The 24,766-nt window shown below is 71.0% G+C and carries 18 protein-coding genes; 5 read left to right on the plus strand and 13 right to left on the minus strand.

All coding sequences use genetic code 11. From position 1 onward, the window contains the following. The first annotated feature begins 56 nt into the window (after positions 1 to 56). Positions 57 to 2,180 (plus strand): glycogen debranching protein GlgX, encoded by a 2,124-nt coding sequence (glgX, locus tag ACZ6RC_RS14470; protein WP_469582453.1) that lies wholly within the window; start codon positions 57 to 59, stop codon positions 2,178 to 2,180. Between the two features lie 142 nt (positions 2,181 to 2,322). On the opposite strand, the gene ACZ6RC_RS14475 is transcribed toward glgX, so the two are convergent. Beyond that, positions 2,323 to 3,648, minus strand: a complete 1,326-nt coding sequence (locus tag ACZ6RC_RS14475; RefSeq protein WP_469582456.1) for an MFS transporter — start codon at positions 3,646 to 3,648, stop codon at positions 2,323 to 2,325. An 81-nt stretch (positions 3,649 to 3,729) separates the two neighbouring features. On the opposite strand from ACZ6RC_RS14475, the gene treY reads away from it, so the two are divergent. After that, on the plus strand, positions 3,730 to 6,063 hold the full coding sequence (treY, locus tag ACZ6RC_RS14480) for a malto-oligosyltrehalose synthase (RefSeq protein ID WP_469582459.1): 2,334 nt from the start codon (positions 3,730 to 3,732) through the stop codon (positions 6,061 to 6,063). Positions 6,064 to 6,116: 53 nt separating this feature from the next. On the opposite strand, the gene ACZ6RC_RS14485 is transcribed toward treY, so the two are convergent. Next, a complete protein-coding gene (locus tag ACZ6RC_RS14485) occupies positions 6,117 to 7,139 on the minus strand; it encodes a cytochrome P450 (protein WP_469582462.1) in 1,023 nt (340 codons plus the stop codon). 457 nt (positions 7,140 to 7,596) lie between these two features. Further along, positions 7,597 to 8,145, minus strand: a complete 549-nt coding sequence (locus tag ACZ6RC_RS14490) for an FHA domain-containing protein (RefSeq protein WP_391141841.1) — start codon at positions 8,143 to 8,145, stop codon at positions 7,597 to 7,599. Between the two features lie 204 nt (positions 8,146 to 8,349). Here ACZ6RC_RS14490 and ACZ6RC_RS14495 point away from each other — a divergent pair, with 204 nt between their 5' ends. Together ACZ6RC_RS14495 and treZ are read left to right on the plus strand one after the other, a co-directional pair. Beyond that, positions 8,350 to 9,300: a GNAT family N-acetyltransferase gene (locus ACZ6RC_RS14495; protein ID WP_469582875.1), complete on the plus strand. Its 951-nt coding sequence runs from the start codon at positions 8,350 to 8,352 to the stop codon at positions 9,298 to 9,300. Between the two features lie 62 nt (positions 9,301 to 9,362). Continuing rightward, positions 9,363 to 11,114 carry a malto-oligosyltrehalose trehalohydrolase gene (treZ, locus tag ACZ6RC_RS14500; protein WP_469582466.1) on the plus strand — a complete coding sequence of 584 codons (1,752 nt, stop codon included), beginning with the start codon at positions 9,363 to 9,365 and terminating at the stop codon, positions 11,112 to 11,114. A gap of 18 nt (positions 11,115 to 11,132) precedes the next feature. Here treZ and ACZ6RC_RS14505 read toward each other — a convergent pair whose 3' ends face one another. Continuing rightward, complete coding sequence (locus ACZ6RC_RS14505; RefSeq protein ID WP_469582469.1) at positions 11,133 to 11,855, minus strand: hypothetical protein; 723 nt, start codon at positions 11,853 to 11,855, stop codon at positions 11,133 to 11,135. A 219-nt stretch (positions 11,856 to 12,074) separates the two neighbouring features. On the opposite strand from ACZ6RC_RS14505, the gene ACZ6RC_RS14510 reads away from it, so the two are divergent. After that, positions 12,075 to 12,725, plus strand: coding sequence for a hypothetical protein (locus ACZ6RC_RS14510; RefSeq protein WP_391141832.1), 651 nt, complete (start codon positions 12,075 to 12,077; stop codon positions 12,723 to 12,725). Between the two features lie 118 nt (positions 12,726 to 12,843). Here the strand turns inward: ACZ6RC_RS14510 and ACZ6RC_RS14515 are convergent, their stop codons facing one another. From ACZ6RC_RS14515 to ACZ6RC_RS14555, 9 genes are all read right to left on the minus strand, one after another. Then, complete coding sequence (locus ACZ6RC_RS14515) at positions 12,844 to 13,785, minus strand: hypothetical protein (protein ID WP_391141829.1); 942 nt, start codon at positions 13,783 to 13,785, stop codon at positions 12,844 to 12,846. 43 nt (positions 13,786 to 13,828) lie between these two features. Beyond that, positions 13,829 to 14,773, minus strand: a complete 945-nt coding sequence (gene sph, locus ACZ6RC_RS14520; RefSeq protein WP_469582476.1) for a sphingomyelin phosphodiesterase — start codon at positions 14,771 to 14,773, stop codon at positions 13,829 to 13,831. A 96-nt stretch (positions 14,774 to 14,869) separates the two neighbouring features. Then, positions 14,870 to 16,231, minus strand: coding sequence for an erythromycin esterase family protein (locus tag ACZ6RC_RS14525; RefSeq protein ID WP_469582477.1), 1,362 nt, complete (start codon positions 16,229 to 16,231; stop codon positions 14,870 to 14,872). 130 nt (positions 16,232 to 16,361) lie between these two features. Then, positions 16,362 to 16,796: a hypothetical protein gene (locus ACZ6RC_RS14530; RefSeq protein WP_469582479.1), complete on the minus strand. Its 435-nt coding sequence runs from the start codon at positions 16,794 to 16,796 to the stop codon at positions 16,362 to 16,364. 35 nt (positions 16,797 to 16,831) lie between these two features. After that, a complete protein-coding gene (locus ACZ6RC_RS14535; RefSeq protein WP_469582482.1) occupies positions 16,832 to 18,250 on the minus strand; it encodes a hypothetical protein in 1,419 nt (472 codons plus the stop codon). A gap of 166 nt (positions 18,251 to 18,416) precedes the next feature. Further along, positions 18,417 to 19,787, minus strand: coding sequence for a DUF2079 domain-containing protein (locus ACZ6RC_RS14540; RefSeq protein ID WP_469582485.1), 1,371 nt, complete (start codon positions 19,785 to 19,787; stop codon positions 18,417 to 18,419). A 312-nt stretch (positions 19,788 to 20,099) separates the two neighbouring features. Then, positions 20,100 to 22,754: a LuxR C-terminal-related transcriptional regulator gene (locus ACZ6RC_RS14545; protein ID WP_469582487.1), complete on the minus strand. Its 2,655-nt coding sequence runs from the start codon at positions 22,752 to 22,754 to the stop codon at positions 20,100 to 20,102. A gap of 160 nt (positions 22,755 to 22,914) precedes the next feature. Further along, positions 22,915 to 24,126 (minus strand): MFS transporter, encoded by a 1,212-nt coding sequence (locus ACZ6RC_RS14550; protein ID WP_469582489.1) that lies wholly within the window; start codon positions 24,124 to 24,126, stop codon positions 22,915 to 22,917. Between the two features lie 38 nt (positions 24,127 to 24,164). Next, a complete protein-coding gene (locus ACZ6RC_RS14555) occupies positions 24,165 to 24,755 on the minus strand; it encodes a TetR/AcrR family transcriptional regulator (protein ID WP_469582491.1) in 591 nt (196 codons plus the stop codon). Between the last annotated feature and the right edge of the window lie 11 nt (positions 24,756 to 24,766).

Below are 24,766 nucleotides of genomic sequence, written 5' to 3' on the forward strand. Positions count from 1 at the left end.
CAGGATTTGGCCGGAGTGCACCCCCACACCCGGATCAGAATGGAAGAGTCTTATCTATGCAGGTCTGGCCGGGACAGGCGTATCCCCTGGGCGCCACCTACGACGGCGCCGGAACGAACTTCGCGGTCTTCTCGGAGACCGCCGACAGAATCGAGCTGTGTCTGATCCATGACGACGGGTCGGAGACGGCCGTCGAGCTGCGCGAGACGGACGCCTTCGTCCGTCACGCCTATCTGCCGGGCGTGATGCCCGGCCAACGGTACGGATTCCGGGTCCACGGTCCGTACGCGCCGGAGCAGGGGCAGCGCTGCAACGCGGCGAAGCTGCTCCTCGACCCGTACGCCCGTGCGGTATCGGGCTCCGTGGACTGGGGCGAGGCGGTGTACGGCTACCACTTCGGGCGGCCGGACTCACGCAACGACCTCGACTCGGCGCCGCACACGATGACCTCGGTCGTGGTGAACCCGTACTTCGACTGGGGCGACGACCGGCGCCCGAGGACCGACTACCACCGCACGGTGATCTACGAAGCCCATGTGAAGGGCCTGACGATGCTCCATCCGGAGCTTCCGGAGGAGCTGCGCGGCACGTACGCGGGCCTCGCACACCCGTCGGTCATCGGGCACCTGAAGGAACTGGGCGTCACGGCGCTGGAGCTGATGCCGGTCCACCAGTTCGTCAACGACCACCGGCTGGTGGACTCGGGCCTGGCGAACTACTGGGGCTACAACACCATCGGCTTCTTCGCCCCGCACAACGCCTACGCCTCCTGGGGCGACCGGGGCCAGCAGGTCCTGGAGTTCAAGTCGGCGGTCAAGGCGCTGCACCAGGCCGGGATCGAGGTCATCCTCGACGTGGTCTACAACCACACCGCGGAGGGCAACCACCTGGGCCCGACGCTCTCCTTCCGGGGCCTGGACAACCCCTCGTACTACCGTCTCGTGGACGACGCGCCCGAGCACTACTTCGACACCACCGGTACCGGGAACTCGCTGCTCATGCGGTCCCCGCACGTACTCCAGATGATCATGGACTCGCTGCGGTACTGGGTCACGGAGATGCACGTCGACGGCTTCCGCTTCGACCTGGCGGCCACCCTGGCCCGCCAGTTCCACGAGGTGGACCGGCTGTCGTCCTTCTTCGACCTGGTGCAGCAGGACCCGGTGGTCAGCCAGGTGAAGCTGATCGCCGAGCCCTGGGACGTGGGCGAGGGCGGCTACCAGGTCGGCAATTTCCCGCCGCTGTGGACCGAGTGGAACGGGAAGTACCGCGACTGCGTACGGGACCTGTGGCGCGGCGAGCCGCGCACGCTCGCCGAGTTCGCGTCCCGGCTCACCGGCTCGTCCGATCTGTACCAGGACGACGGCCGGCGTCCGCTCGCCTCGGTGAACTTCGTGACCTGCCACGACGGCTTCACGCTGCGCGACCTCGTGTCGTACGACGGGAAGCACAACGAGGCGAACGGCGAGGGCAACCGGGACGGGGAGAGCCACAACCGGTCCTGGAACTGCGGCGCCGAGGGCGACACGGACGACATCGGCATCAGGGAGCTGCGCCTCCGCCAGATGCGCAACTTCCTCGCGACGCTGATGCTGTCGCAGGGCGTGCCGATGCTCAGCCACGGCGACGAGTTCGGGCGGACGCAGGGCGGCAACAACAACGCCTACTGCCAGGACAACGAAGTGTCGTGGGTGCGCTGGCCGGAGCCGGGGGCCGAGGAGGAGGGCACCCTGCTGGAGTTCACCCGGGCGATGGTGCGGCTGCGGCGGGACCATCCGGTCTTCCGGCGCCGCCGCTTCTTCCACGGGCGGCCGGTGGAGGGCACGCACGACGAGCTGACCGACATCGCGTGGTTCACGCCGAAGGGCGAGGAGATGACCGCGCGGGACTGGCAGGCGGCGCACGCGCAGGCGCTGACGGTCTTCCTGAACGGCAACGCCATCTCGGAGCCGGGGACGCAGGGCGAGCGGATCGCCGACGACTCCTTCCTGCTGATGTTCAACGCCTCCTCGCAGGAGCTGGAGTTCGAGGTCCCGGTCAACCACGGCCAGACCTGGCGGGTCGTGGTCGACACCTCCCATCCGGAAGGCATCCCGCCGCAGGAGGGGCCCAAGGTGGCGGCGGGTGAACGGGTGACCCTGGCGCCGCTCAGCCTGACGGTCCTGTGCCGCCCGGCGTGACCGGGCGACGGGCCTGACGGTCGGGGCCGAAGGCGAGGCGGGGGCGGCGCGGGAGGCCGCCCCCGCCTCGCTGTGCGGCGACGGCGGGGCCGGCCGGCAGGGGGTGGTGCCGCCCGCCTTGTTCCAGGGAGGTGGCGGGGCGTCAGGCGGTCGCCGGCGAGGACGGGAGGCGGGTGCGGACCGTCCAGGACAAGGCCGCGCAGAGCACGGCGGCGAGGACGGCCACGGCGAACGCCGCCGGGGCCCCGTGGCCCTCCGCGAGCCGGCCCGAGAGGGCGAGGGCGAGGGCCTGGCCCCCGACGACGCCGCTCGTCAGGAAGGCCATGGACTCGGCGAGCCGGGCGGCCGGCACGGTCCGCTCGGTCAGGGCGAAGACGGTGATCAGGTGCGGCGCGTACGCCGCTCCGAGGACGATCACGACCGCGTAGAGCGCGCCGAGCGAGTCCACGAAGAGCAGGGGGACCGAGAGCAGGACGAGCCCGGCGGTGGAGACGCGCCAGCGGGTCGCCGGTCCGATCCGGGCCGGAACGGCCGCCATCGACAGACCCACGGCGGCGCTCATCACCCCCATCGCGGCATAGACGAGCCCGGCCTGGGCCGGCGCGCCCAGCTGCTCGGTGAGCGCGGTGATCCCCGCCTGCGAGGCCCCGAACATCGCGCCTTGGAGCACCATCGTGACCCGAAGGGCGTACGCCGCCCCCGGCAGCCGCCTCCGTTGGGCGACGGCCGTACGGGTGGTGGTGCGGGTCGTGGTCGTACGGGTCGTGGTCGCACGGGTCCTGGTCGTACGGGAGGCGCCCCCGGCCGCCGCCCTTTCCTCCGCCGCCCCCGGCCCCGCCGGCGCGGGGGCCTTCGCAGGGCCCGTCTCGGCCGTCCGCGCCGACGGGTGGAGGGCGAAGGCCGTGCCGCAGGTCGCCAGCAGGGCGGCGGCGAGCAGCAGCGCCGCCGCCGGGTGCGCCAGGGCCGCGGCGACACCGACCAGCGCCGGGCCGAGCACGAAGGAGACCTCGTCGAGGGTGCCCTCGAAGGACAGCACCGTCCCCACCGCCCGGTCGTCCGCGCCGCCGCGCCGCACCAGGGCCACCGAGCGGGTCCGGGCCAGCGGCCCGACCTGCGGGACGCTCGCCCCGGCGAGCGCGCCGAGCAGCATCAGCCAGCCGGTCCCGGCCCGCCCCAGCGCCGCGACGACCAGGGCGGTCACCAGGACCGCGTTGGCGAGGGAGGCCGTGAGCACGACTCCCCGCTGTCCGCGCCGGTCCGCGAGCCGGCCGATGACCGGGCCCGCGACCGTCTGCCCGGCCGCGAGCGCCCCGCCCGCCAGCCCCGCCGTCGTCAGGGAACCGCTCGTCTCGGCGACCAGAAGGAGACTGCCGAGCTGGCACATCGCCGTCGGCAGCCGGCCGAGGAACGAGATGACCGGCAGGGCCGGTCCGAGCAGGGACAGCGTGGGGCGATACATCCGGAACATCGCGCGAACGTAACGCGATACACCCGAACGGGCGCATGGGGTGATGACACAGAAGCCGCCCAACGGGGTACGTACGTTCGCATGACGCCCTCGACCACGCCCACCGCCACCTACCGGCTGCAGCTCCAGCCGGAGTTCCCGTTCGCGGCCGCCGAGCGTGCCGTCCCCCATCTGGCCGGCCTCGGGGTCTCGCACGTCCACCTCTCGCCGATCCTCGAAGCCGTGCCCGGCTCCACGCACGGCTACGACGTCACCGACCACCGCGCCGTCCGGGCCGAACTCGGCGGCGAGGACGGCCTGCGCGCCCTCGCGGCGACCGCCCGCGCCCACGGTCTCGGTCTCGTCGTCGACCTGGTGCCCAACCACATGGCCGCCGACCCCCGGTACAACCACGCCCTGCGCGAGGTGCTCCGCGAGGGGCCCGACTCGCCGTACGCCCGCTGGTTCGACATCGACTGGGAGGCGGAGGACGGCCGCCTCCTGCTGCCCGTACTGCCGGCGCGGCTCTCCGAGGTCCGGGACCGGATGCGGGTCGAGGACGGCGTCCTGCGCCTCGACGAGCAGGAGTTCCCGCTCCGCGCGGGCACCGAGGAGCTGCCGCTCACCGAACTGCTCGACGCCCAGTGGTACCGCCTGGCCTGGTGGCGGCTGGCCCGCACGGAGCTGAACTACCGCCGCTTCTTCACCATTTCGGATCTCATCGGGGTCCGCGTCGAGGACCCCGAGGTCTTCGACGCGACCCACGCCACGATCGTGCGGCTGGTACGGGACGGGGTGGTCGACGGCCTGCGGATCGACCACCCCGACGGGCTCGCCGACCCCCAGGGCTATCTGGAGCGGCTGCGGGAGGCGACGGACGGCCGGTGCTGGACGGTGGTCGAGAAGATCCTCACCGGCACGGAGCCGCTGCCGGTCGACTGGCCCGTCGCGGGCACCACCGGATACGACGCCCTGCGGTATGTGGACGGGGTGTTCGTGGACCCGGTCGGCGCCGACGAACTCCTCGACGTGTACCGCGAGTTCGCCGGCCGTGCCGGCGACCGGGGCGGCTGCTGGGAGGCGACCGCGCGCCGGGCCGCGTACGAGGTCGTGACGCACGAACTGGCCGCGGAGACCTCCGCCCTGACCCGGATCGCCGGTCGCGTCTGCGCGGCGGACCCGGAGCTGCGCGACCACGCGCCCTGGGCGCTGCAGACCGCGATCCGCGAGCTCCTCGTCCGGGTGCCGGTGTACCGCACGTACCGGACCGGCGGCGAGCAGGTCCTCACCGAGGAGGCCGCCCGGGGCGCCAAGGCCGCGTTCGCCGTGGCGGAGGAGTCCGAGGCGGTCGACACCGTACGGGCGCTGGCGCTGGGGCGGTTGGGCGACGGCCCGGCGCACCGTGCGTTCCGGGCGCGGTTCGCGCAGACCTCGTCGGCGCTGCGCGCCAAGTCGGTGGAGGACACGGCCTTCTACCGCTACACCCCGCTCCTGTCGGCGAACGAGGTCGGGGGCGACCCCGGCCGCCCGGCGGTCACGCCCGAGGAGTTCCACGCGTACTGCCTGCGTCTTGCCCGGGACTGGCCGGCCACGGGCACGGTGCTGACGACCCACGACACCAAGCGGAGCGCGGACGTGCGGGCGGGGATCTCGGTGCTCGCGCAGTGCCCCACGGTGTGGGCGGCGCTGCTCGAAGAGGTGGCGGGGGTGCCGGCGCCCGACCCGCACCTCGCGTGGACGGCCTGGCAGACCGCGTTCGGCTTCGGCACGGCGGACGCGGACCGGCTCGGTCCCGCGGTGCTGAAGTCCGTACGGGAGGCGGGTCTGCACACCAGCTGGACGGAGCCGGATCCGGTCTACGAACGGGCGGTGACCGACTTCGTGGCGGCGGGCCCGGGCCGTATCCCGCTCCGCTCGGCGTCGGAGGCGGCGTTCGCGTTGGAGCCGCACATCCGGGCGCAGATGCTGGGCGCGGCGCTGGTGCAGCTCACGATGCCGGGGGTGCCGGAGCTGTACCAGGGGACGGAGCGGGAGTACCGGGCCCTGGTCGACCCGGACAACCGGCAGCCGTTCGCGGTCGGCGGCGACGACGACAAGGCGGCGGTGGTGCGGGCGGCGCTGCGGGTGCGGCGGGAGCGGCCCGACGTCTTCGGCGCCCGTGAGGGCTATCTCCCGCTGGCCGCGTCCGGTCCGGCGGCCGCGCACTGCCTGGCCTTCGCCCGCGCGGGCGAGGTGGTGACGGCCGTGACGCGGCTGCCCCTGCGGCTCGCGGAGGCGGGCGGCTGGCAGGACACGGAGCTGGTGCTTCCGGAAGGCCGGTGGACCGATCTGCTGGACGGGGTACGGGAGTTCACGGGTGGCCCGGACTCGGAGGTCAAGCTGGCGGAACTCTTCGACGCGCGTCCGGTGGCACTGCTCGGCCGCCTGCCGGAGTGACCCGGGCCGGGGGGCGCGTCCGTCGCCGGGCGCGCCCCCCGGTCGGGCGACGGTCAGCCTCGGGGGCGGACGAAAAGGTTGGCGGGGCCGCGGGTGATCAGGCCCGTCTGCTCGGGGCGGTATCCGTCGGCGAGCCGGATCGCGGGCATGGCCTCGAAGAGGGCGCGCAGGGCGTACTCGGCCTCGAAACGGGCCAGGAGGACGGCGGGGCAGGCGCCGTGGCCGTAGGTGAGCTGGCCGGGGTCGTCGCGGAACGGGTCGTAGCGGTCGGGCGCCCGGAACCGTTCGGGGTCCCGTCCGGCGGAGCCGACCAGCAGGGCCACGGGCGCGCCCTCGGGGAGGGTGCCGCCGCTCACCCGCACCGGGGCGCTGGTGCGGCGCACGGCGATCTGCACGGGCGGGTCGCGGCGCAGCGATTCGGTCCAGGCGCGGGCGATCAGGTCGGACGGCGCGTCGCGGAGGGCGGCCACCAGGTCGGGGTCGAGGAGGACGTTGGCGAGGAAGGAGGCCAGGGCCTTCTCGCGTACCGCGATCTGCGCGCTGCACTGCCCGGCGAGCGCGGAGGCGGCGCGTCCGCGCACCAGGCGCATCATGTCGCGGTAGGGCACGCCGGTGGCGGCGGCGACGGTGCCGGCGGGCAGCCAGTGGCAGTAGTCGGCGACCAAGTCCACGCGGGGCCGGTCGGCGAGGCGCCGGGCGAGCAGGCGGGCGGTGCGCGCGGCGACGGCCCGCAACTCCGCCTCGTCGACGTCGACGTGGCTCCGGGCGCAGGGCGGGTCGCCGGGGCGGTGGCCATGGGTGAACCGCGCGTCGGTCAGCGCGCAGGCCACGTCGGCGAACCGGCTGAGCACCCAGGCCCGCAGCAGCGGGTCGAAGGTGAGCGGGAACTCCTTCCGCAGCACGCGGTGCACCCGGTGCGGGTCCCGGCCGGCGCCGGGGGCCATCGGACTGGGCGCCACGGTCCGGGCGGGGGCGGCCCGCCCGCCCTCCGCCGGTCGCTTCACGGCGGCGGGCGCCATCCTCGGCACCTCGGCCCAGCTGTCCCGGGGTATGTCCGGTTTCGGCGTGTCGCGCATCGCGTTGTCCCTGGGTATGTCCGGCTTCGACCTGTCGCGCATCGCGCCCCCTGTCGTTTCCGCTCCACCAGCCCACGACGACCGGCACCCGCGACCGCCCGTCTCCCCACCTCACCACCGCCCCCCCGCCCGCCGCGTCCGGTACTCGGCCGAACGGGTGAGGGTGCGGAGGGGGAGGCTGCGCCTCAGGCCCGCGGGCCGGGCGCCGCGGCCAGGGGCGCGAGGCGCGCGTGCCGGGGAGGGGCGCGGGGGCGGGCGCGGGGGCGGGCCGCGCGTTCGGATCGCCGAGAAACGTCGAGGCGTACGCGGGCGGCTCCGCGCCCCGTGACCGCCGCGGGCGGGTTGCCGTCACCGACCGCGGACGGGCCGCCTCACCGGCGGCGGACAGGGCCGCCGGCACCTGTCACGAGGAGGCCCGAGAACCCTGCCCCGCAATCCCCGCCCGCGCGGCCGTCGTTCAGCGGAGGGAGAGACGGAAGGACATCTGGCCGAAGGCCACCGCGTCGCCCGCGCGGACCACCACCGCACCCGTCACCCGGCGCCCGTTGACGGTCGTGCCGTTCGTCGAGCCGAGGTCGCGGAGGACCCAGAGGCCATCCTGCAGGGAGAGTTCGGCGTGGGCGCGGGAGACCGTCTCGTGGCTGAGGCGCAGGCCGTTCACCGGGTCGCGGCCGATGCGGAGCGGGTGGGGGCCCGGGGCCGGCAGGAGCAGCTTCGGCAGCCGCTCGGCCTGCCACGCGCGCCCGACCCTCGCCGTGAACGCGGACATCTTCTCGACCGCGCCCACCACGCGCCGCGTCCAGCGCGACTCCGTCTGCAGATCGGCGGTCAGCAGGGCGAGTTCGTCGGGACGGCGCGCGGCGAGCGCGCGCTCCATCCGGAAGAGGAAGGTGTCGTGCGAGAGCCGGCCCTGCGCGGCACCCTCCCGGAGCAGCACCAGCGCACGGTCCCGCTCGGCGTCGGAGAGCCGCGCGGAGTGCGTGGGGAACTCGAAAGGCGTCGTCACACGTGTGATTGTCGGGCCGAAGAGCCCGGAGTGTCCAGAAGCGCTCCGGACAACAAAGCCGTACCGCCCCGCACAAGATCGCTGTTACGGTCTGCGCACTCGACTCCCAGGGGGAACCCGGACGTGACCACGTCTTCTCTGCCGACGCCCGACGCCGCGTCACCCACGGCCGCCGGCCCGACGGGCACCGCCGACGGCCTCACCCTGCGCCCGCTCTCCGGCCCCGGCGAACTCGCCCTCTTCCGGCGTCTCGCCTACGTCCTCGACCACGAGCTCGAGGACGACCTCGCCACCGGTCGCCGGATCCCCGAGTGGATGTGGGTGGCGCTGCGCGGCGACCGGGTGCTCGGCCGGATCGCCTGGTGGACCCACGAGCGGGGCGGCGCGCCGCTCGCCCTCGACTTCTTCGACCTCGATCCCGCCGTGCCCGTCGACGAGCGCGCCGAGATCGGGCTGCGCCTGGTCGAGACGGCGACCGCCGCCGTCGTACCGGCCGGGACCCCCCGCCCCGAGTACGGCCGGTTCCTGCCGCCCGACTGGCGCGAGGTCCCCGAGACCCGCGACCGGCTCGGGGCACTCTTCGGCGTCCTGGAGCGCGCCGGTGCCCGCCCGCTGGTCGAGCGGCTGCGCCTGGAGTGGCGCCCGGGCACCGCCGTACCGGAGCCGAAGGGCCGTCTGGCGTTCCGGCCGGTGCGGGACCGCGAGGAGCTCGTCGCGCTGATGACGCCGGTGCTCGAGGGCACGCTCGACGCGCACGGCCAGGCCGATCTGGCGTCCGGCCTGTCGCCGCGCGAGGCGGCGGAGAAGCACTACGCCGAGGAGTTCGCGCACTACACCTCGCCCCGGGAGTGGTGGCAGGTCGCCCGGCTCCCGGAGACCGGCGAGCCGGTGGGCTTCGTGATCCCGGCGCGGAACAACTACCACCACACCATCGCCTACATCGGCGTCCTCCCCGCCCACCGCGGCCACGGCCACATCGACGACATCCTCGCCGAGGGCACCCGGATCCTGGCCGGCGAGAACGTGCCGCGCATCCGCGCCGCGACCGATCTCGCGAACGTACCGATGGCGAAAGCGTTCGCCCGGGCGGGTTATGTCACCTTCGAGCGGGCGATCAACTACGTGTGGGACGCGCCGGGCGGTACCGACTCCTGACTGCCAGGATGGACCTCGGTACGCGCGGTCAGTCGTAGGTCCGTCGACGAGGGGATCGGCCAGTGCTGTTCGAGGTGTGGGCTCCGCAGGCCCGTGAACGGGTGACGCTGGAACTGAACGGTGCCGAGCACCCGATGGAACGGGATGCCGAGCGCGACGGTTGGTGGACGGCCGTCGCGCCGGCCGCCGACGGCGACCGCTACGGCTACGCCCTGGACGACGGCCCCCTCCTGCCCGACCCCCGCTCCCGCCGCCAGCCGGACGGACCCGACGGCCGCAGCGCGGTCGTGGACCACGACGCGTACACCTGGCGCCATGCCGCGCCGCGCCTGCGGCTGCGCTCCGCGATCCTGTACGAGCTGCACGTCGGGACCTTCACCCCCGAGGGCACCCTGGACGCGGCGGCGGCGCGGCTCGGGGAGCTGGCCGGGCTCGGCATCACCCATGTGGAGCTGATGCCGCTCTGTCCTTTCCCGGGGACGTGGGGCTGGGGGTACGACGGTGTCTCGCCGTGGGCGGTCCACGAGCCGTACGGCGGGCCCGAGGCCCTCAAGCGCTTCGTGGACGCGGCCCACGGGCTCGGTATGGGCGTGATCCTGGACGTGGTCCACAACCACCTGGGACCGTCCGGGAACCATCTGCCCGCCTTCGGTCCGTATTTCACGGACACCCACCACACGCCGTGGGGCGCCGCGGTCAATCTGGACGCGCCCGGCTCGGACGAGGTCCGCGCGTATCTGATCGGCAGCGCCCTCGCCTGGCTGCGGGACTACCGGATCGACGGCCTCCGCCTCGACGCGGTGCACGCGCTCGCCGACACCCGGGCGCGAACGTTCCTGGAGGAGCTCTCGGAGGCCGTGGACGAGCTGGCGAAGGAGCAGGGCCGCCAGCACTTCCTGATCGCCGAGTCGGACCTGGCCGATCCGCGGACCACCACCCCGCGCACCATGGGCGGGCTCGGGATCCACGCCCAGTGGAACGACGACTTCCACCACGCCCTGCACACGGCGCTGACCGGCGAGTCCCAGGGGTACTACGCCGACTTCGCGCGCGCACCGCTGGCCGCGCTCGCCAAGACCCTGACGCACGTCTTCTTCCACGACGGTACGTTCTCCACGTTCCGCCGCCGCTGCCACGGGCGGCCCGTGGACCGGGCCCGTACGCCCGCGCAGCGGTTCCTCGGTTACGCCCAGACCCACGACCAGATCGGGAACCGGGCGACCGGCGACCGGCTCTCGGCGACCCTCTCCCCCGGGCTGCTGGCCTGCGCGGCGACGCTCGTCCTCACCGGCCCTTCGGTGCCGATGCTCTTCATGGGCGAGGAGTGGGGGGCGGGCACGCCCTGGCAGTACTTCACCGACCACACCGATCCGGAGCTGGCGGAGGCGGTACGGCGGGGGAGGCGGCGGGAGTTCGCGGAGCACGGCTGGGCGGAGGAGGACATCCCGGACCCGCAGGACCCCGCGACCCGGGACCGGTCGGTCCTGGACCGCACGGAGCGCGAACGGGCCCCGCACAACCGGCTCCTGGCCTGGCACCGGGAGCTGATCGCCCTGCGCCGCACCCTCCCCGACCTCACCGACCCGGACCTCGCGGCGGTCCGGGTGGCCTATGACGAGGGAGGGCGTTGGCTGGCGTTCCGGCGCGGGGTGCTGCGGATCGCGGTCAACCTGGGGAAGGAGACCGCGCAGATCCCGTTGGGCTCGAACGGCCGGGACCGGATCGTGACGGCCTGGGAAGCGGTCGAGGCGCCGGGACGGGACGGGGCGCTGCTGCTGCCGGCCGAGTCGGCGGTGATCCTGACCGACGGCTGAGGCGTACGGCCGGCGCGGCTATCCGGCGGGCTGGGCCGAGGCGTACGTCATCGTGAAGGTGACGACACAGGCCGCGTCGTCGTCGTCCTGCTTGGGGGTGGAGAGGCGGAAGGTGGTGCTCTCGCCGGGCTTGAGCATCCTGGGCGTCACCGTCAAGGACGCTTTGGCCTCGCAGACCGAGTCGTCTGCCGAGAGTTCGTCGTAGTCCTCGAAGTCGTAGGCGAACTGCACCTTTTCGTAGCTGTCGACGTTGTCGAGCCACTGATTCTGCGGGGCTCCGTGTGCGCAGTCGAAGTCGCGTGTCGGGTGCCCGTAGTCCTCCGCCCTGCAGAGCCAGGCCTCCGCGAAGTCGTACGTGTCCGAGTTGCGCACGTTCTTGGGGCTGCAGCTCTCGGAGGACCAGCCGGACTCTCCGGAAGAGGACCAGATGAGACCGGTGGGCGAGGGGTAGCTGACCGCACACTTGCCGAGCTGCCAGACGACCGGTCCGCTTTTCTCCGGGGTCGCGGAGGCATACCCGTACATCTCCACATCGGGGTTGTCGGGCCCGTCCCCGTCGCTGATGCCGTTCACTTCCACGGACTCGACGGAGAAGGTCACCGCCACGTTCCGGGGGTCGATGGCGATGGGCGGCGGTCCGGACGCGGAGGCGGCGGGAGCGATCGTGAGCGACGCACCCGCGAGCGCGACGAGTGAGGTGCCGACGCTCAGCGCTCTCCTCAACTGCGTAAGGGATTCCATGAGTTCCTCGATTCAGTCGTCAGATTTTTCGACTTCGGCCGGCATCGGGGCCGTGCGAGGAGATTAGTGTCGGTGCCGCCCTTTCCTCGAGAGCAGCACCTACTCAACAAAGCGGGAGACTCCGCACCGGAATTGAGTAGCGGGCACTCTACGACGCGCGGCGCTCCCCCCCATAGCCTTCCTTCACCTTTCCGCGAAGATTCGACCAAAGGGGACGCAATGTCACATGCGACGAGGAAGCGCGTCGGGATCGCTTCACTGGCCACGTTCGCCGCCTTCTGCACCGGCTTGGTCTCGCCGGCCGCCGCGGCGGTCCCTCCGATCAAGATTCCCCTGACCTATGACGTCACCGTGACGTTCGAGGACATCACCTTTCCGGGTATCGGCGACTGCCTCGGAGGCGGAAGCGAGGGAAGCTGGGACGAGGTGGCGGCCTGCAACACCGCCGACATGAACGGATCCCTGAGCGTCCGGAACATGACTCATCCGCTGACCGGGAACGACTACCCCTTCCTCACCATGCACGACGCTCTCGACAAGTCCTATCCCGTCTACCAAGGGCAGCGGTACGACATCGAGAAGTTCCAGTTCTGCTCGTCGTCGTCTTCCATCGAGTGCATGAGCCGCGGCGGGAACGGCACCCGCGACCGTGTCTTTCTCACCGCGGTCACCGGAGACGTCATCAAGATCGAGTCGAAGCTGATCGACGAGGACTGGCCCAGCTCCGATGATCAGATCTGCTTCGCTTCGAAGGAGTTCACCCTGCGGGACGGCATGATGCGGTACACCCCGTACACCCTGCATCAGGACTGGAATGGTTCCGCGTCCTGCAATCTGCGGGTGCACGTCTCCGTGCAGCCTCGTTCGTGAGACCGACCCGGCCACGCACCACGTTCCCTGAGACGACAGGGCCCACGGAGAGCCGCCCGGCCGCCCCTCCCGGATTCGATCCGGGAGGGGCGGCCGGGCGGACGGCTTTCCCGGCGGGTCAGAGCGCCGCGGGATAGGGAACCCAGTAGTGCCGGAGATAGACGTCGTCCTCCACCTCGGTATTGAGGACGACGGCGGTGACGGAGGTGCTGCGCCCGCCGTCCCACGCGAGCGAGGCGAGCGTGCAGTGTTCCACTTCCAGCCCGTCCTCGTCACTGGAGTCCGGGATGGCGATGTTTCCCCAATAGGGTGCGACCTGCTGATCGCGGGCGTTCGAGAGGTCGTAGGAATAGATCCTCTTGGCGCCGTTGAAGGCGTAGTCGGTCGCGAGGAAGATGTTGCCGTTCCCGGAGATTCCGCCGCCCTGGACGTTGTGCAGCTTCGAGGGGAGCAGGACCTGCTTCTTCAGGGTCCCGTCGACGGGCGAGAACGCGTTGAGCCAGTTGACCTGCAGCGCCGGGTCCGTCGTGTCCGGGGGACCGTAGGCCGAGCTGTAGAGCAGTCGGTCGATCGGGTTGTAGGCGACCCACGGGGCCTTGTGCTTCTGAGGGGACCGCGATCCCGCCGTACGTCCGGACAGCTTCAGCGTGGTCAGCGAATTCAGCGCGGAGGTCATGGTCCAGACGTAACACGGCTCTCCGCCGTCCCGTTCGACGGGAACGTAGAGCAGCTTGCGCACCGGGTCGAAGGTGGGCGCACCGATGTGCAGGTAGTCGGCCGGCGCCGCGTTGCTGGCCACCACGGTGCGGAAGTCCATGGAGAGCTTGTAGACCCGGCGGTCCCGCGAGCTGTTCGAGACGGCGTACCAGTACTGGCCGTCCGTGCAGATGCCGTTGCACTGCTGTGTCCACCACGCCTGATGGGAGGTCGACGTGGCGTGTTCCCATTGCGTGATGCGCGGATTGGTCGACACGGCCGCTGCCGGGGTCGCCATCGCCGTGGCGAGAGGGGCCGCGGCGGCTGTCGCGGCGGCCGCCTTGAGGACCGCTCTGCGATTCATTGTCATTTCCTGCTCCAGAGGTGCGCGGGGGGTCGGGTTCGCATCACGACGAGGCGGTCACGGGGTAGTGGTCGGAATACCTGTTGTACGAGATGTCATCCAGTTCCCAGAACGGGGATGTCACGCGCAGGGCGGAATTTCCGTAGCTCGCGGGGTGCGCGTGCCGGTTGTCGTAGAACACGTAGTCGAGCCACTCGCGGGGCGCGTTCGGGTACCTCAGCCGGGCGACCGCGTTGGTGTGCGGATCGCTGGTGTAGGGGTGGCCGGAGTAGGTCGGGGGAACGGCGTGGAGCCCCTGGACCAGGGCCGGGTATTCGGATCGATGCCGGTCGACGTTCATGTCGCCCGCGTAGATGACGCGCTCGTTCGCGGGAATTCGCAGGGAGTCGACGAAGGCCGTGATCTCGCCCAGCTGGCGCTTGCGGACCTGTGCCGCCTCGCCGGTGTCACAGCCGTCGTCGTCCGCCTGGAGATGGGTCCCGATGACGTGCACGGGTGAGCCCGGCGTGCCGAGCTTCGCGTAGGCCAACCCCTTTTCCGCCATGGTGTCGGCCCCACAGCTCGCGTCGAAGATGTACTGGATCTTGCGCAGCATGGGCCACTTGCTCACGATGGCCACTCCCCCGTCCTCGTACGGGAGCGAGGAGTAGTTCCCCGCGGTCGCGTTCCACCCGTCACGCGACCTGCCGATCACCGGCGTGCGATGGGGGTAGCCCTCCAGATGCTGGAAGAGAAGGTCGCTCGCCGTGTCGTCGAAGAGTTCCTGGAAGACGACGACATCGTTTCCCTTCACATACGGCGCCTTGCCTATGAGCTCCCCGCGTACGTCCTGAGCAAGGCCGTCCGAGACGAAGGAGGGAAGCAGCATGGTGTTGGAGGTGACGACCTTGAACGGCTGGAAAGCCGTCGCGGCCGGGCTTTCCGTGGCGCTTGCGCCCGGAGCGGCCGCAATGGTTCCGGAGAGCAGCGCGGCAATCGCGATGCCCATCGCACGCATTCTCATCATTTCCCCTGAGTGGTCGGATGTCCTGAATGGAGACCGACGTTAGTCACGCGTACCGGCGAAAACGTGAGGGTTGAGTACTCAATTCCTCGCCAGGGGCGTGGCCGCCCGGACCCGGTGCAGGTGGACGAGGACGTCGTACGCCGTGCCGAGGGCGAGCTCCGGCAGCGGATCCGGGGTGAACACCTGCCCGGCGTCGTACACCGGACGTGCGCCGGCCAACCAGGCGCGCGCCGGGGCTCGTACGGTCCGGAGGTCGACGTAGAAATCCCGGTACCGCACCCGGTCCAGGGTGTGCTCGTTCATGCCCGGCGTGGCCGGGGGCACGCTGACGGGCGTCCACGCGGCGCCGCCGGACGCGTCCTTGACCAGGAAGGTGCCGCCGGCGAAGGTGAACCCGATCGCGGCGTAGCGCCTCCCCAGACGCTCACGCAAGGCCACGCCCTGCGTGCGCGCGTACGTGACGGGATCGGTGGCCCGGTATCCCACATGGGCGTTGTGCGCGGACAGCAGGATCCTGCCCTTGGTGCGCTCCTTCCACCACAGCACGTTGTCCGCCATGGCCTGATCGCGCAGCCGTTGGGCGGGGGGAACGGTGGCGGGATCGTCGAGGTCGATCGTGGCGAAGGCGAAGGTCTGGGCGATGTTCCTGGCGTGCTGCACGGTCCACGCGTACGGGTCGTCCGGGCTGTGCCGCCGCCCGGCCACGAGGTCCAGTGCTTCCTGCGCGAGCGCCGCGTTCCGCCTGCGTTCCTCGACGGGCTTGTGCAGATAGCCGTAGAAGTCGTCGAACGGGCGCAGCCCCGCGTACAGGTCGACCAGCCTCGTCAGGATCCGCGGCGCCGCTGTCCGTACGGAGGAGACGACGCGTTCGAAGATCCGGTCGCCGAGCTTCGGCCCTCCCAGGTCGTCGCCCATGAAGTGCACCGTGCGGTCCGGGTGGCGCTGGTTGTGACCGCGCATCCAGGCGATGAGGCTGACGAACTCCTGACGCGCCCACGGGGTCCCCGCGAGGGCATCGAGCACGATCTCCCGGGCCCCGCCCGGGCCGCCTTGCACGTACTCGTCGATGAGCAGGCCCGCCGGCCAGCTCATCTCGAGGGCGAAGGTCGTGAAGCCCCGCTCCTCGACCAGGTACCGGAAGACGCGTTCCTTCATCGCGAAGAACTCGTGGGAGCCGTGCGTGGCCTCGCCGAGTCCGACGACCTCCGCGTCGCCGATCATGGCGCCCAGGGCGTGCAGATCGGCGGTCCCCACCCCGGGGTCCGTGGAGCGCAGAGGGTGCGCCGCTCGCTCCAGCGCGTCGACGAGGCCGTCGGCCCCGGCGCCGCCGGGAGCCGGCCCGCGTGGTGCGGCGGTGGCCTCGGGTATCAGGAGTCCGGAGGCGGAAGCCGCCATGAGGGCCAGCAGGTGCCGCCGGCGGGGTTCTTTTCGCAGGGACATCGCGTCTCCTTCGCAGAGGGGTGGCGGGTGGCGCGGTCCCCTCCCTCCCGGCGGGATGACCGCGACGGGAGGGAGGGGACCGAGGACCACAGGCCGGGTGTCGGTCACCGAAGGCCGGAAGCTCCGTCGTTCAGAGCGCGTAGGAGCAGGTGTACGCAACCTGGAACACGTGCTGACCCACGGCCGGCGTGGAGATGTTCTGGGCCTGCGGGCCGCCCTCGTGGCATTCGTAGCCGGGGAATCCGTTGGAGTACACGGGTCCGTAGAGAGGGTTGGTGTTGTGCGCCGAGGTCCAGGCGCTCGTCATGAACCAGTCGTTGTGGGTGATGAAGGCGTCGATGTACGCGGCGTCCTTCTGGTCGGCGAATCCGTAGACGGATACCTGGAAGTCCCCCTGGGGGTCGCCGGACCGCTGCTCGGCGAGCCTCTTGGCCTCACCCATGAGCTTCTGGAAGCTGTTCTCCAGGGAGGGGCCGAAGGGGCTGTCCGGGTAGCCGTGCGTGAACCGGCCCACATCGGTGAAGTTGCCGGTGGCGGGGTCCTCCAGAGCGATACCGGCACCCATGGGTCCGGGCTGGCAACGCATCGCGTCGTCGTGGGTCATCGCGCACGCGATCTCGTTGCCCCGTCGAGCGCCGTACTTGGTGCGGAGCTGCTCGCGGAAGTCCTTCCACTGCCCTTCGTCTCGGCGATCGACGCTTCGACCGCGCGTACGAAGTTGGACCTGCCGTCGACGGTGGTCTGGCCGCGCACGCTGACGGGGTGGCCGATGAAGGTGCTGGGAGGCGGGGCTATCTCACCCCGGTCCTTCTCCAGGTATTCGTGCTGGGTCCGCCCCTTGAGGCCCATGGGGGTCGCGGCGGCGCAGTAGTTGTTGGCGGAGGCGGGAACGCACCCCATGGTGAGGTCGTTCGGTATCTCGGCCGCGGTGGGAGCGGTTCCCAGCATGTTGAACAGGCCGGACGGCGCGTGCAGGCCCAGGCCGGGAGGGTTCGTCACACTGAACTCGGGCTCCGCCTTGTCCGTGTAGTTGCTGCGGAGATAGAAGTCGTGTATCCCTGCGAGCTCCTGGCCGAATCCCTTGATGAGCTGGCACTTCCTGGTCTGCGTGGTCCAGGAGAAGCACGGGCCGGTCGTCGCGTCGACCTTGTAGCGGTTGTCGACGAAGACACCCCCGGCGGTGATGGCGTCGTTGAACTTCTTCTTCAGGTCGCCGATGCACGAGAGGAGTCCGGCACTCGCGGCGGCGCGCGTGTTCGGGTAGAACGGGTCGGCGGCGACGAAGTCCGCGTCGCGGCAGCCGGCCGCGGTGTCGTGCTCGGCCGTGCCCACCGCGCCGGGGCTCCCCCCGAAGCCGGCGAGCATTTTCAGGGAGTCGGGTTCGAAGCAGTCGTTGGCCTCGGTGATTCCGCCGTCGCCGCAGGAGAGGGCGCGCCGGGTGATCGCTTCTCGCTCCGACTTCTCCTCGACGCCGTTCAGGATGCCGGCCTCGATGTAGGCCTTCAGATTGTTGGCGTAGCTCTGCCACATCTGCTTGACGGCACCGGACTGGATGGATCCCGCCGCCTCGGCGGTGAAGGGCCCCCAGCCCTCGACATTGAGCCGGATGTCCTGGTCCGACGTCTTCGAGAAACTGAACCGGATCTTGCGATCCGGGCCCTCGGCATGTCCCGGGAGCGAGGTGAACTGGAAGGTGGTCGCCGTGCGGTCGGTGACGGCCAGGGGGTTGAGGAACGGCCCGGTCGGCAGATTGCACTTGTACGGCGGTTCGTGCTTCGGAGGGAGCTGCGCGAACTGGCCGCAGTCGACCTCGAAGGGAAACGTGTCGACGAACTTGGACGCGGCTCCGGCCATGACGGACTCGGGCGAGTAGAAGAAACTGGTCCCCAACGAGTAGCTGTACTCGTAGGACAGCGGTGAGTCCACCCAGGCCTGCGCCTGCTGCTGCGGCGTGAGAAGGAGGGCCGCCGTCAGCATGGCCAGCATTCCCCCCGCTCGTGCCTTCGTCGTTCTTCGCATAGGGCTCTTCCTTCGTTATCTCTGCGTTGCGCGCGGATGGGGGCCCAGGGGGTTCGCGAACCGCCCTGACGCCTCATCAATTTGAGCACCCGTCGGCTGCCGCCCTGTGAGCAATCGCTGCTCAACAAGGGCCGCTCAGCAAGGCCGGGCCGCGCACCGCGGACGACTATCCGGCGATCTCCCCGTCCACCGATTCCGGTTTGCGCAGCAGGACGTAGCCGTCCTCCTCGGCGACCTTCTCGTACCGTCTCGCGCGGTATTTCTGGATCTCGGCGGCCTCGTTCTCGCCGCTCGTCGGCCATCCCTGCGGCGTGGCCGTGTCCACCACCACCCAGTCGGGGTCGGGTCGATTGCGCGGCCATCCGATGACCATGACGACACAGCGTTTGGTGAGCTGCGGGACCAGCCGGTTGGAGGCGACCACCGTGGAACCGTCCGGGATCTCGGCGAGAATCCTGTGCGCGGTGTCGACCCGCGCGCTCGATCCCCACAGATCGCCCGTGGCGAGCTTCGAGAACGGAAAGAACGGGACGGTGCAGAGTGTCACCAGCGAGCTGATCAGGAGGCCCCTGGCGACCGGCTTCGGCAGGCCTGCGGCACGGTACTTCTCCAGCCCGTGGACGAACGCCCCGAACATGACGGGCATGAGAACGGCGCTGTAGTGAAACTGCGGTCCCCAGTGGAAGGCGTTCGACGACGCGAAGCGCCAGGCCAGGGTGGGGACCGCCAGCAGCACGAGGGGAGAACGGAGGGCGAGGAACGCGGTCGGCGCCAGGAGCAGGGCCAGCGTCGCCATCTTGATCGCCGGCGTGACCAGCCCCAGCGTGTAGCGGAAGAGCAGTTCGAGCCGATCGCCGTCCTCTCCGTCCGAGACGCTCGCGTAGTAGGTGAAGACGCCGCCCGGGTTGAAGGCGGGGATGACGAGGAACATCGCGACCAGTGAGCCGGCCAGTCCGCAGAGTGCCACCGTGATCCCCAGGCGACGCGAGCCGCGCCACGCGATGTAGGCCCCGACGGCTCCCACGGTCAGGCCGAGGTCCTCCTTCACCAGAACCAGGGGACTCGCCCACAGGGCGGCCGCGTGCCACCGTTCGTTGCCCAGCGCCGTCACCGCGCATGACATCAGCGGGACGGCGAAGCAGATCTCGTGGAAGTCGAATCCGACTGCTTGCGCTATGCCCCAGGAGGCTCCGTAGCCCAGCCCGGTGACGAGCGCGCCCCGCCTCGCCGCCACCTCCCATCCCCACAGCGCGAGGGGAACGGCGGCCACGGCGAGCAGAGCCGCTTGAGCGAGGAGAAGGGTCTCCGGCGTGGGCCACAACCGGTAGAAGGGGGCCAGAGTGGCGAGAATCGGGGAGAAGTGATCACCGAGCAGCGGGAATGCGTGGGCTTTGAGCTCGGAGGTGGGGAGCCGGCCCTGTGCATAGGCGCTGATCCCCTGCTCGAATATCCCGAGATCGTAGCCGGTGGTGAGCATGCGCGCGTGCAGCCGCAAGGAGAGGGTCGCGTAGAGCGAGAAGCACGCCAAGGCGATCATCCATGCGATGCCCCGCCCTCCTGGGGTCGGTGTTCTCGTGACCGCAAGAGCGTGACAGGTCCTACGCGCGGCATTCCGCAGGGCGCCGATGGATTCCATAAGGGGTCTTTCAGCTTTGCCGCTTCTCCTCGTCCCGTCGGGGTGCGAGTGGGTGCGGCGGTGGAACGGTCCTGACGTCGAAACGTAACGTCATGGATCAGCGGGGGCATGAGTACCGGATACTCACGCCGGCGCCGAGTGCGGTTCCTGCTGCGGAATGCGACGCGGGGTACGCCCGCCGGTACGCGGGGGAACGCCCCCCTCGCCTTCGCCCTATGAACCCTGTTCGTCGATCATGCGCCGCAGCGCACGCCGGTTGGTCACGCCGAGCTTTCGATACACGCGGTAAAGGTGGTTGTCGACCGTGCGCACGGAAAGGACGAGCTGTTCCGCGATCTCTTTGTTGGAGAATCCGGCCGAGGCTTGCAGCGCGATTTCCCTTTCTCTCCGGCTCAGCGGGATGAGCTCGTCCATCATGTGCAGGAGGTGGGTCGGCATGCCGTCGTATCCTCTGCCCGACTCGGCGCAACGCCGGTGCGCCGCCGCCGCGAGCCGGGGCTCACCACGCCGGCGGTAGGCCCGGGAGGCACTTGCCCAGGCTTCGGACGCGTACAGGGCGGCGAAATTCTTCTCGAAGGCGTGCGCACACGCGGACAGCGCGTCGGGGTCCCGGAGAGCGGCGGCCTCGGCGAAGTCGATACGGATCCTGTCGAGTACGCCTTGCACCTCGGCGGTCCACGCCCCCGTGAAGCGGGCTGCGTGCTCCGCGCGGTCGATTCTCGCCAGCGCGTGGAGGACGTCCGCCAACTCTCCGTACGCACAGGACGCGAGGGCCGTCTCTCCGGCCGTGTCCAGGATCCGGACCGCCGTGTCGACACGCCCCTTGTGCATCTCGAACAGGGCGCGCGCGACCTGGACTTCGACGCGGGGGACTTCATCGCCCGCGACCGTCTCCAGCCGTTCCTCCGCCGTCCGGATCAGCTCGTCGTCGCCGTCGTGCAGGGCGGAGCAGAGGGCACCGGCCGCGGCGACCTGGCGGACGATGGAGAGGTCGTCCTCGCAGGCGGTGACGAACAGCCGATAGGCGTCTCGCACCTGTCCGCGGTCGAACAGGAGGCGCGCCAGGAAGAGCCCGGCGCGGTTCGCCATCACCCCGTTCCTCCGGTCGGCGGCCTCGCGTATCAGAGCGCGCAGTTCCTGCTCGCCCTGGACCGCTTCGCCGGCGAGGGCACGGGCGTAGGAGGTCAGCACGCGCAGGTTGAGCGCGTCGTAGTCCTGTACGTCCACGGTGTGCATCGCCTCGGCGGCCCGCACGAGCCGCGGTTCGAGGTCCACGCAGTCCAGGGGGCGTCCCATGCTCAACAGGGCGACCAGCGCGGCCGATCCGGCCATGGCCACGCAGGTCGGATCGTCGCTGCCGACCATCTCCTGGACGCTGTGCAGGGACTCGCCGGGCCTGCCGGCCAGCATGCCGGCGATGGCGTCGTCGATGTCCCGCGCGCTTCCGGAGGGTTCCGGACCGGTGGCCCGCGGCCCGTCGTGCTTCTCTCCGCGCGCCGTGCCGCGGACGAGGTGGATGCGCTCGAGGGCCTTCAGCGCCTCGGCTCGATGGGCGGCGGTCCCGATCTCGGCCACGGTGGCGAAGAGGGACTCGGCTCGCTCCCGGTGCCCGCAGTGGGTCAGGATCCTCGCCAGCATCAGCCCGATCTCCGGAGTCCGGTGCTGCTTCCAGGCGCTGTCGGCCAAGCGGTACGCGGCCTGCCAGTCGTTGTTCCACCAGGCTTTCCTGCACACGTCGACGACGGCGGCCTCGGGCACGCGTTCCCCCAGCTCCAGGCGCCATTCCACGATGTGCGGGGCGGACGCTTCGCGCGTCACCGGGTGACCGTCGAGCAGACCGGTGAGCAGCCTCAGGATCCTGCGCCGACGCAGGACGGGAAGCTCCTGCAGCACGGCTGCGGACAGGATGCGGTCGGAGACGCTCAGCCGGACGTCCGGCCCGTCGTCCGCAGCGATCAGCCCCCGGGATTCGAGGCGTTCCCACACGGATGCTTGGGCCACCTCGGTCGCGACCTCGAGAGGGAACGTGCGCGCCACGCAGAGCACGTCGAGGGCCCACCGCTCCGCGTCGGTCAGGTGCTGCAGGGCCGGTTGCATCAGGGCGGCCAGGCGCGTCGAGTGGAAGCCGTCGTCGCTCTCCACCCACACGCCGGAACGCTCGGCGAGAGCTCCTTCTTCGAGCGCGGATGCCAGGAGCTCGCGCAGGGCCACCAGGTTGCCGTCGGCGAGCATCGAGAAGCGGGCGGAGGTCACCGGAGCCATCGGCTTTCCCAGCATGGCCTCCACGACCTGCGCCGCCTCGTCGCTCCCCAACGGATCCACCGCGATCCGGGCGAGCCATCCTTCCTTCCACAGGGCCGTGACCGCCTCGCTGCACGGCCTCGACTCGCACGACACGATCACGAGTTTCGCCGCTCCGCGACGAGCCGACTGCAGAATCACCGCCGCCGAATGATCGTCCAGGTGATGTGCGTCGTCGACGCAGATCAGCACGGGACCGAGCCGCTGTGCGTCGGCCAGTGCCGTGACCGCTTCGGCGACCGAGGCCGGGGCCTTCATGCCGAGGTCGCTCATGGCGGACACGAGTCCCGCGAGCGGCAGGCGGCCGTTGGCGGAATCCGCTTGTACGTGGAGAACGAGCAGACCCCGCTCCCGGGCGCCCTCGACCAGGTGCCGCAGCAGACGGGTCTTGCCCACGCCCGCCCTGCCCGCCAGGACCGCGCCGCCCCATGTCGAGCCGCGAAGGGTCGACCCGACGGACTGGATGACCTGCTCCCGGCCCACCAACGGGGGGTGCGAGAGAAGCGACGGCTGCTGGAGGAAGTCGCCCTCTGCCCAGAGCGCCTGGCCATCGCGCGAAGCGTTCACAACGTTCTCCCGGGCCGGAGTCGGTTCCCTCACGCCGCGGAGCATCGTTGCCGAGCGTGTGCCCACGCGGATGAACTGTCTGGAATCTTGCTGTCTCCATTACATGCCACGGCGGTACCGGAGACATCAGGGACACCCCCTAGATCCCCGGCCGACCCCCCTAGGCCGTGGGCGCGGCCGGGGTCCTCAGCCGTTTCCTGCCGATGACGGCGATGACCCCCGCGAGGACCGCGGAGGCCGGCGGGACGAGGAGGGCGGCACGCGCTCCGGACTGGTCGACCGTCCAGCCTCCTGCGGCGACCCCGAAGGCCAGGCCCATGTTGATGCCCGAGGTGGCCCACGTCAGCCCTTCGGTCAGGGACGCGTCCGGCACGAGGTGCTCCACCAGGGTCATGCTGGTGATGAGCACGGGTGCGGTGGCGAGACCGGCGACGAACATCGCCGCCGTCAGCACGCCGAGCGACGAGGAGAGCGGAAGAGGCACCAGCAGCACCGGCATGGCGCACACGCAGACGAGGAATCTCCGATCGAGGGGACGGTCCCACGCGACGGCCCCGAAGAGCAGGCCCGCGAGGCATCCACCGGCCGCGTTGACCGCCAGGACGTAGCTGGCCGCGCCTCGGCTCCCCTGGGCTTCCGCGAATCCCACGACGGCGACCTCGAAGGATCCGAAGATCGCCCCGACCGCGACGAGGACCGCCACGAGCACCGTCAGCGCGGGGATCCGCAGGGCCGAGCGCGTGTTCCCGCGTCTCTTCCTGACGGCGGGCTCGGTGCTCCGCTGGGCGAGGAAGGCCAGCGTGCCGAGGAGCGCCAGCACGCCCGCGGCGAGGACTCCCGCGCCGGGAAAGAAGGAGGACGCCAGCGTCACGGCCAGCAGCGGCCCGACGATGTAGACGACCTCATCGGCTACCGACTCGAAGGAGTACGCGGTCTGCAGGGCCTCCCCGTCGGTGAGGACGTCGGCCCATCGCGCCCGCACCAGGGAGCCGATGCTCGGCATGAGCCCCGCCGTGAACGCGCAGACGAAGAGCGGCCAGGCGGGGAACGCGGAATCCGAGAGGACCAGGAGGAGGACGAGGGCCGCGGTCGAGAGGAGCAGAGCCGGCAAGGCGACCGCCCGCTGCCCTTTCCGGTCGATGGCGCGGGCCACCAGGGGGCCGAGGAGCGCCGTGGCACACGCGTACGTGGCGGCGACCGCGCCGGCCACGCCGTAGGAGTCCCGCGTCTCGGACAGCATGACGACGATGCCGATGCCGATCATGGACATGGGCAGACGGGCCAGGAAGCCGGCGGCGGAGAATCCTCGGGTACCCGGCTCGCCGAAGATCTGTCGGTACTGGGAGAACACCGCACCTCCGAGCGGATTCACGCAACATGTCTCGGTCTTGCGCCCCGGAACAGGCCCCCCTAGGGGGCGGGTTCCGGGGCGAGGGCGGCGTCCAGCATCCGGCGGGCGACGGAGACCAGGGCCCTCGCATCGGGCGCCGGCCGCACCGACGCCATCGCGCCCACGAGGTAGTCGTGCAGGATGCCTTCCGTCCACGCGACGAGGAGCGTGGCGGCCGACTCCGGGTCGCGCGCGCCCAGTTCGGCCAGGATCACGGCCGCCCGTGCGCGCCCCCTGCGGCCGGCGTCGGCGAGGCTGCCCTGCAGCGAGGGCTGCCTCGCCGCCTCGATGGTGAGTTCGATGCGGGCCAGTTGCCGTTCACGGCCGGTGGTCAGCCACCGGTGGAGCATGACCGCCAGCGCCTCCGCCGCCTGGCCTCGATCCGCCGGCGTCCACTCCGCGTCGCCCACGTCCTGGAGATCGAGCTGGAGCAGGCGCTCGTAGCAGGCGGTGATCAACGCGGTCCGGTTGCGGAAGTAGTACGACGTGCTGCCGGCCGGCAGGTCGGCGGCCGCGTCGACGGCGCGATGGGTCAGTCCGCGCAGGCCCGCCCGCGCGACCGTGGTGATCGCGGCGTCCGCGATCAGGGTTCTGCGGTCTCTGGTGTCCACGTGGCGACTCT

It is taken from the genome of Streptomyces sp. NPDC048353, assembly GCF_055587165.1.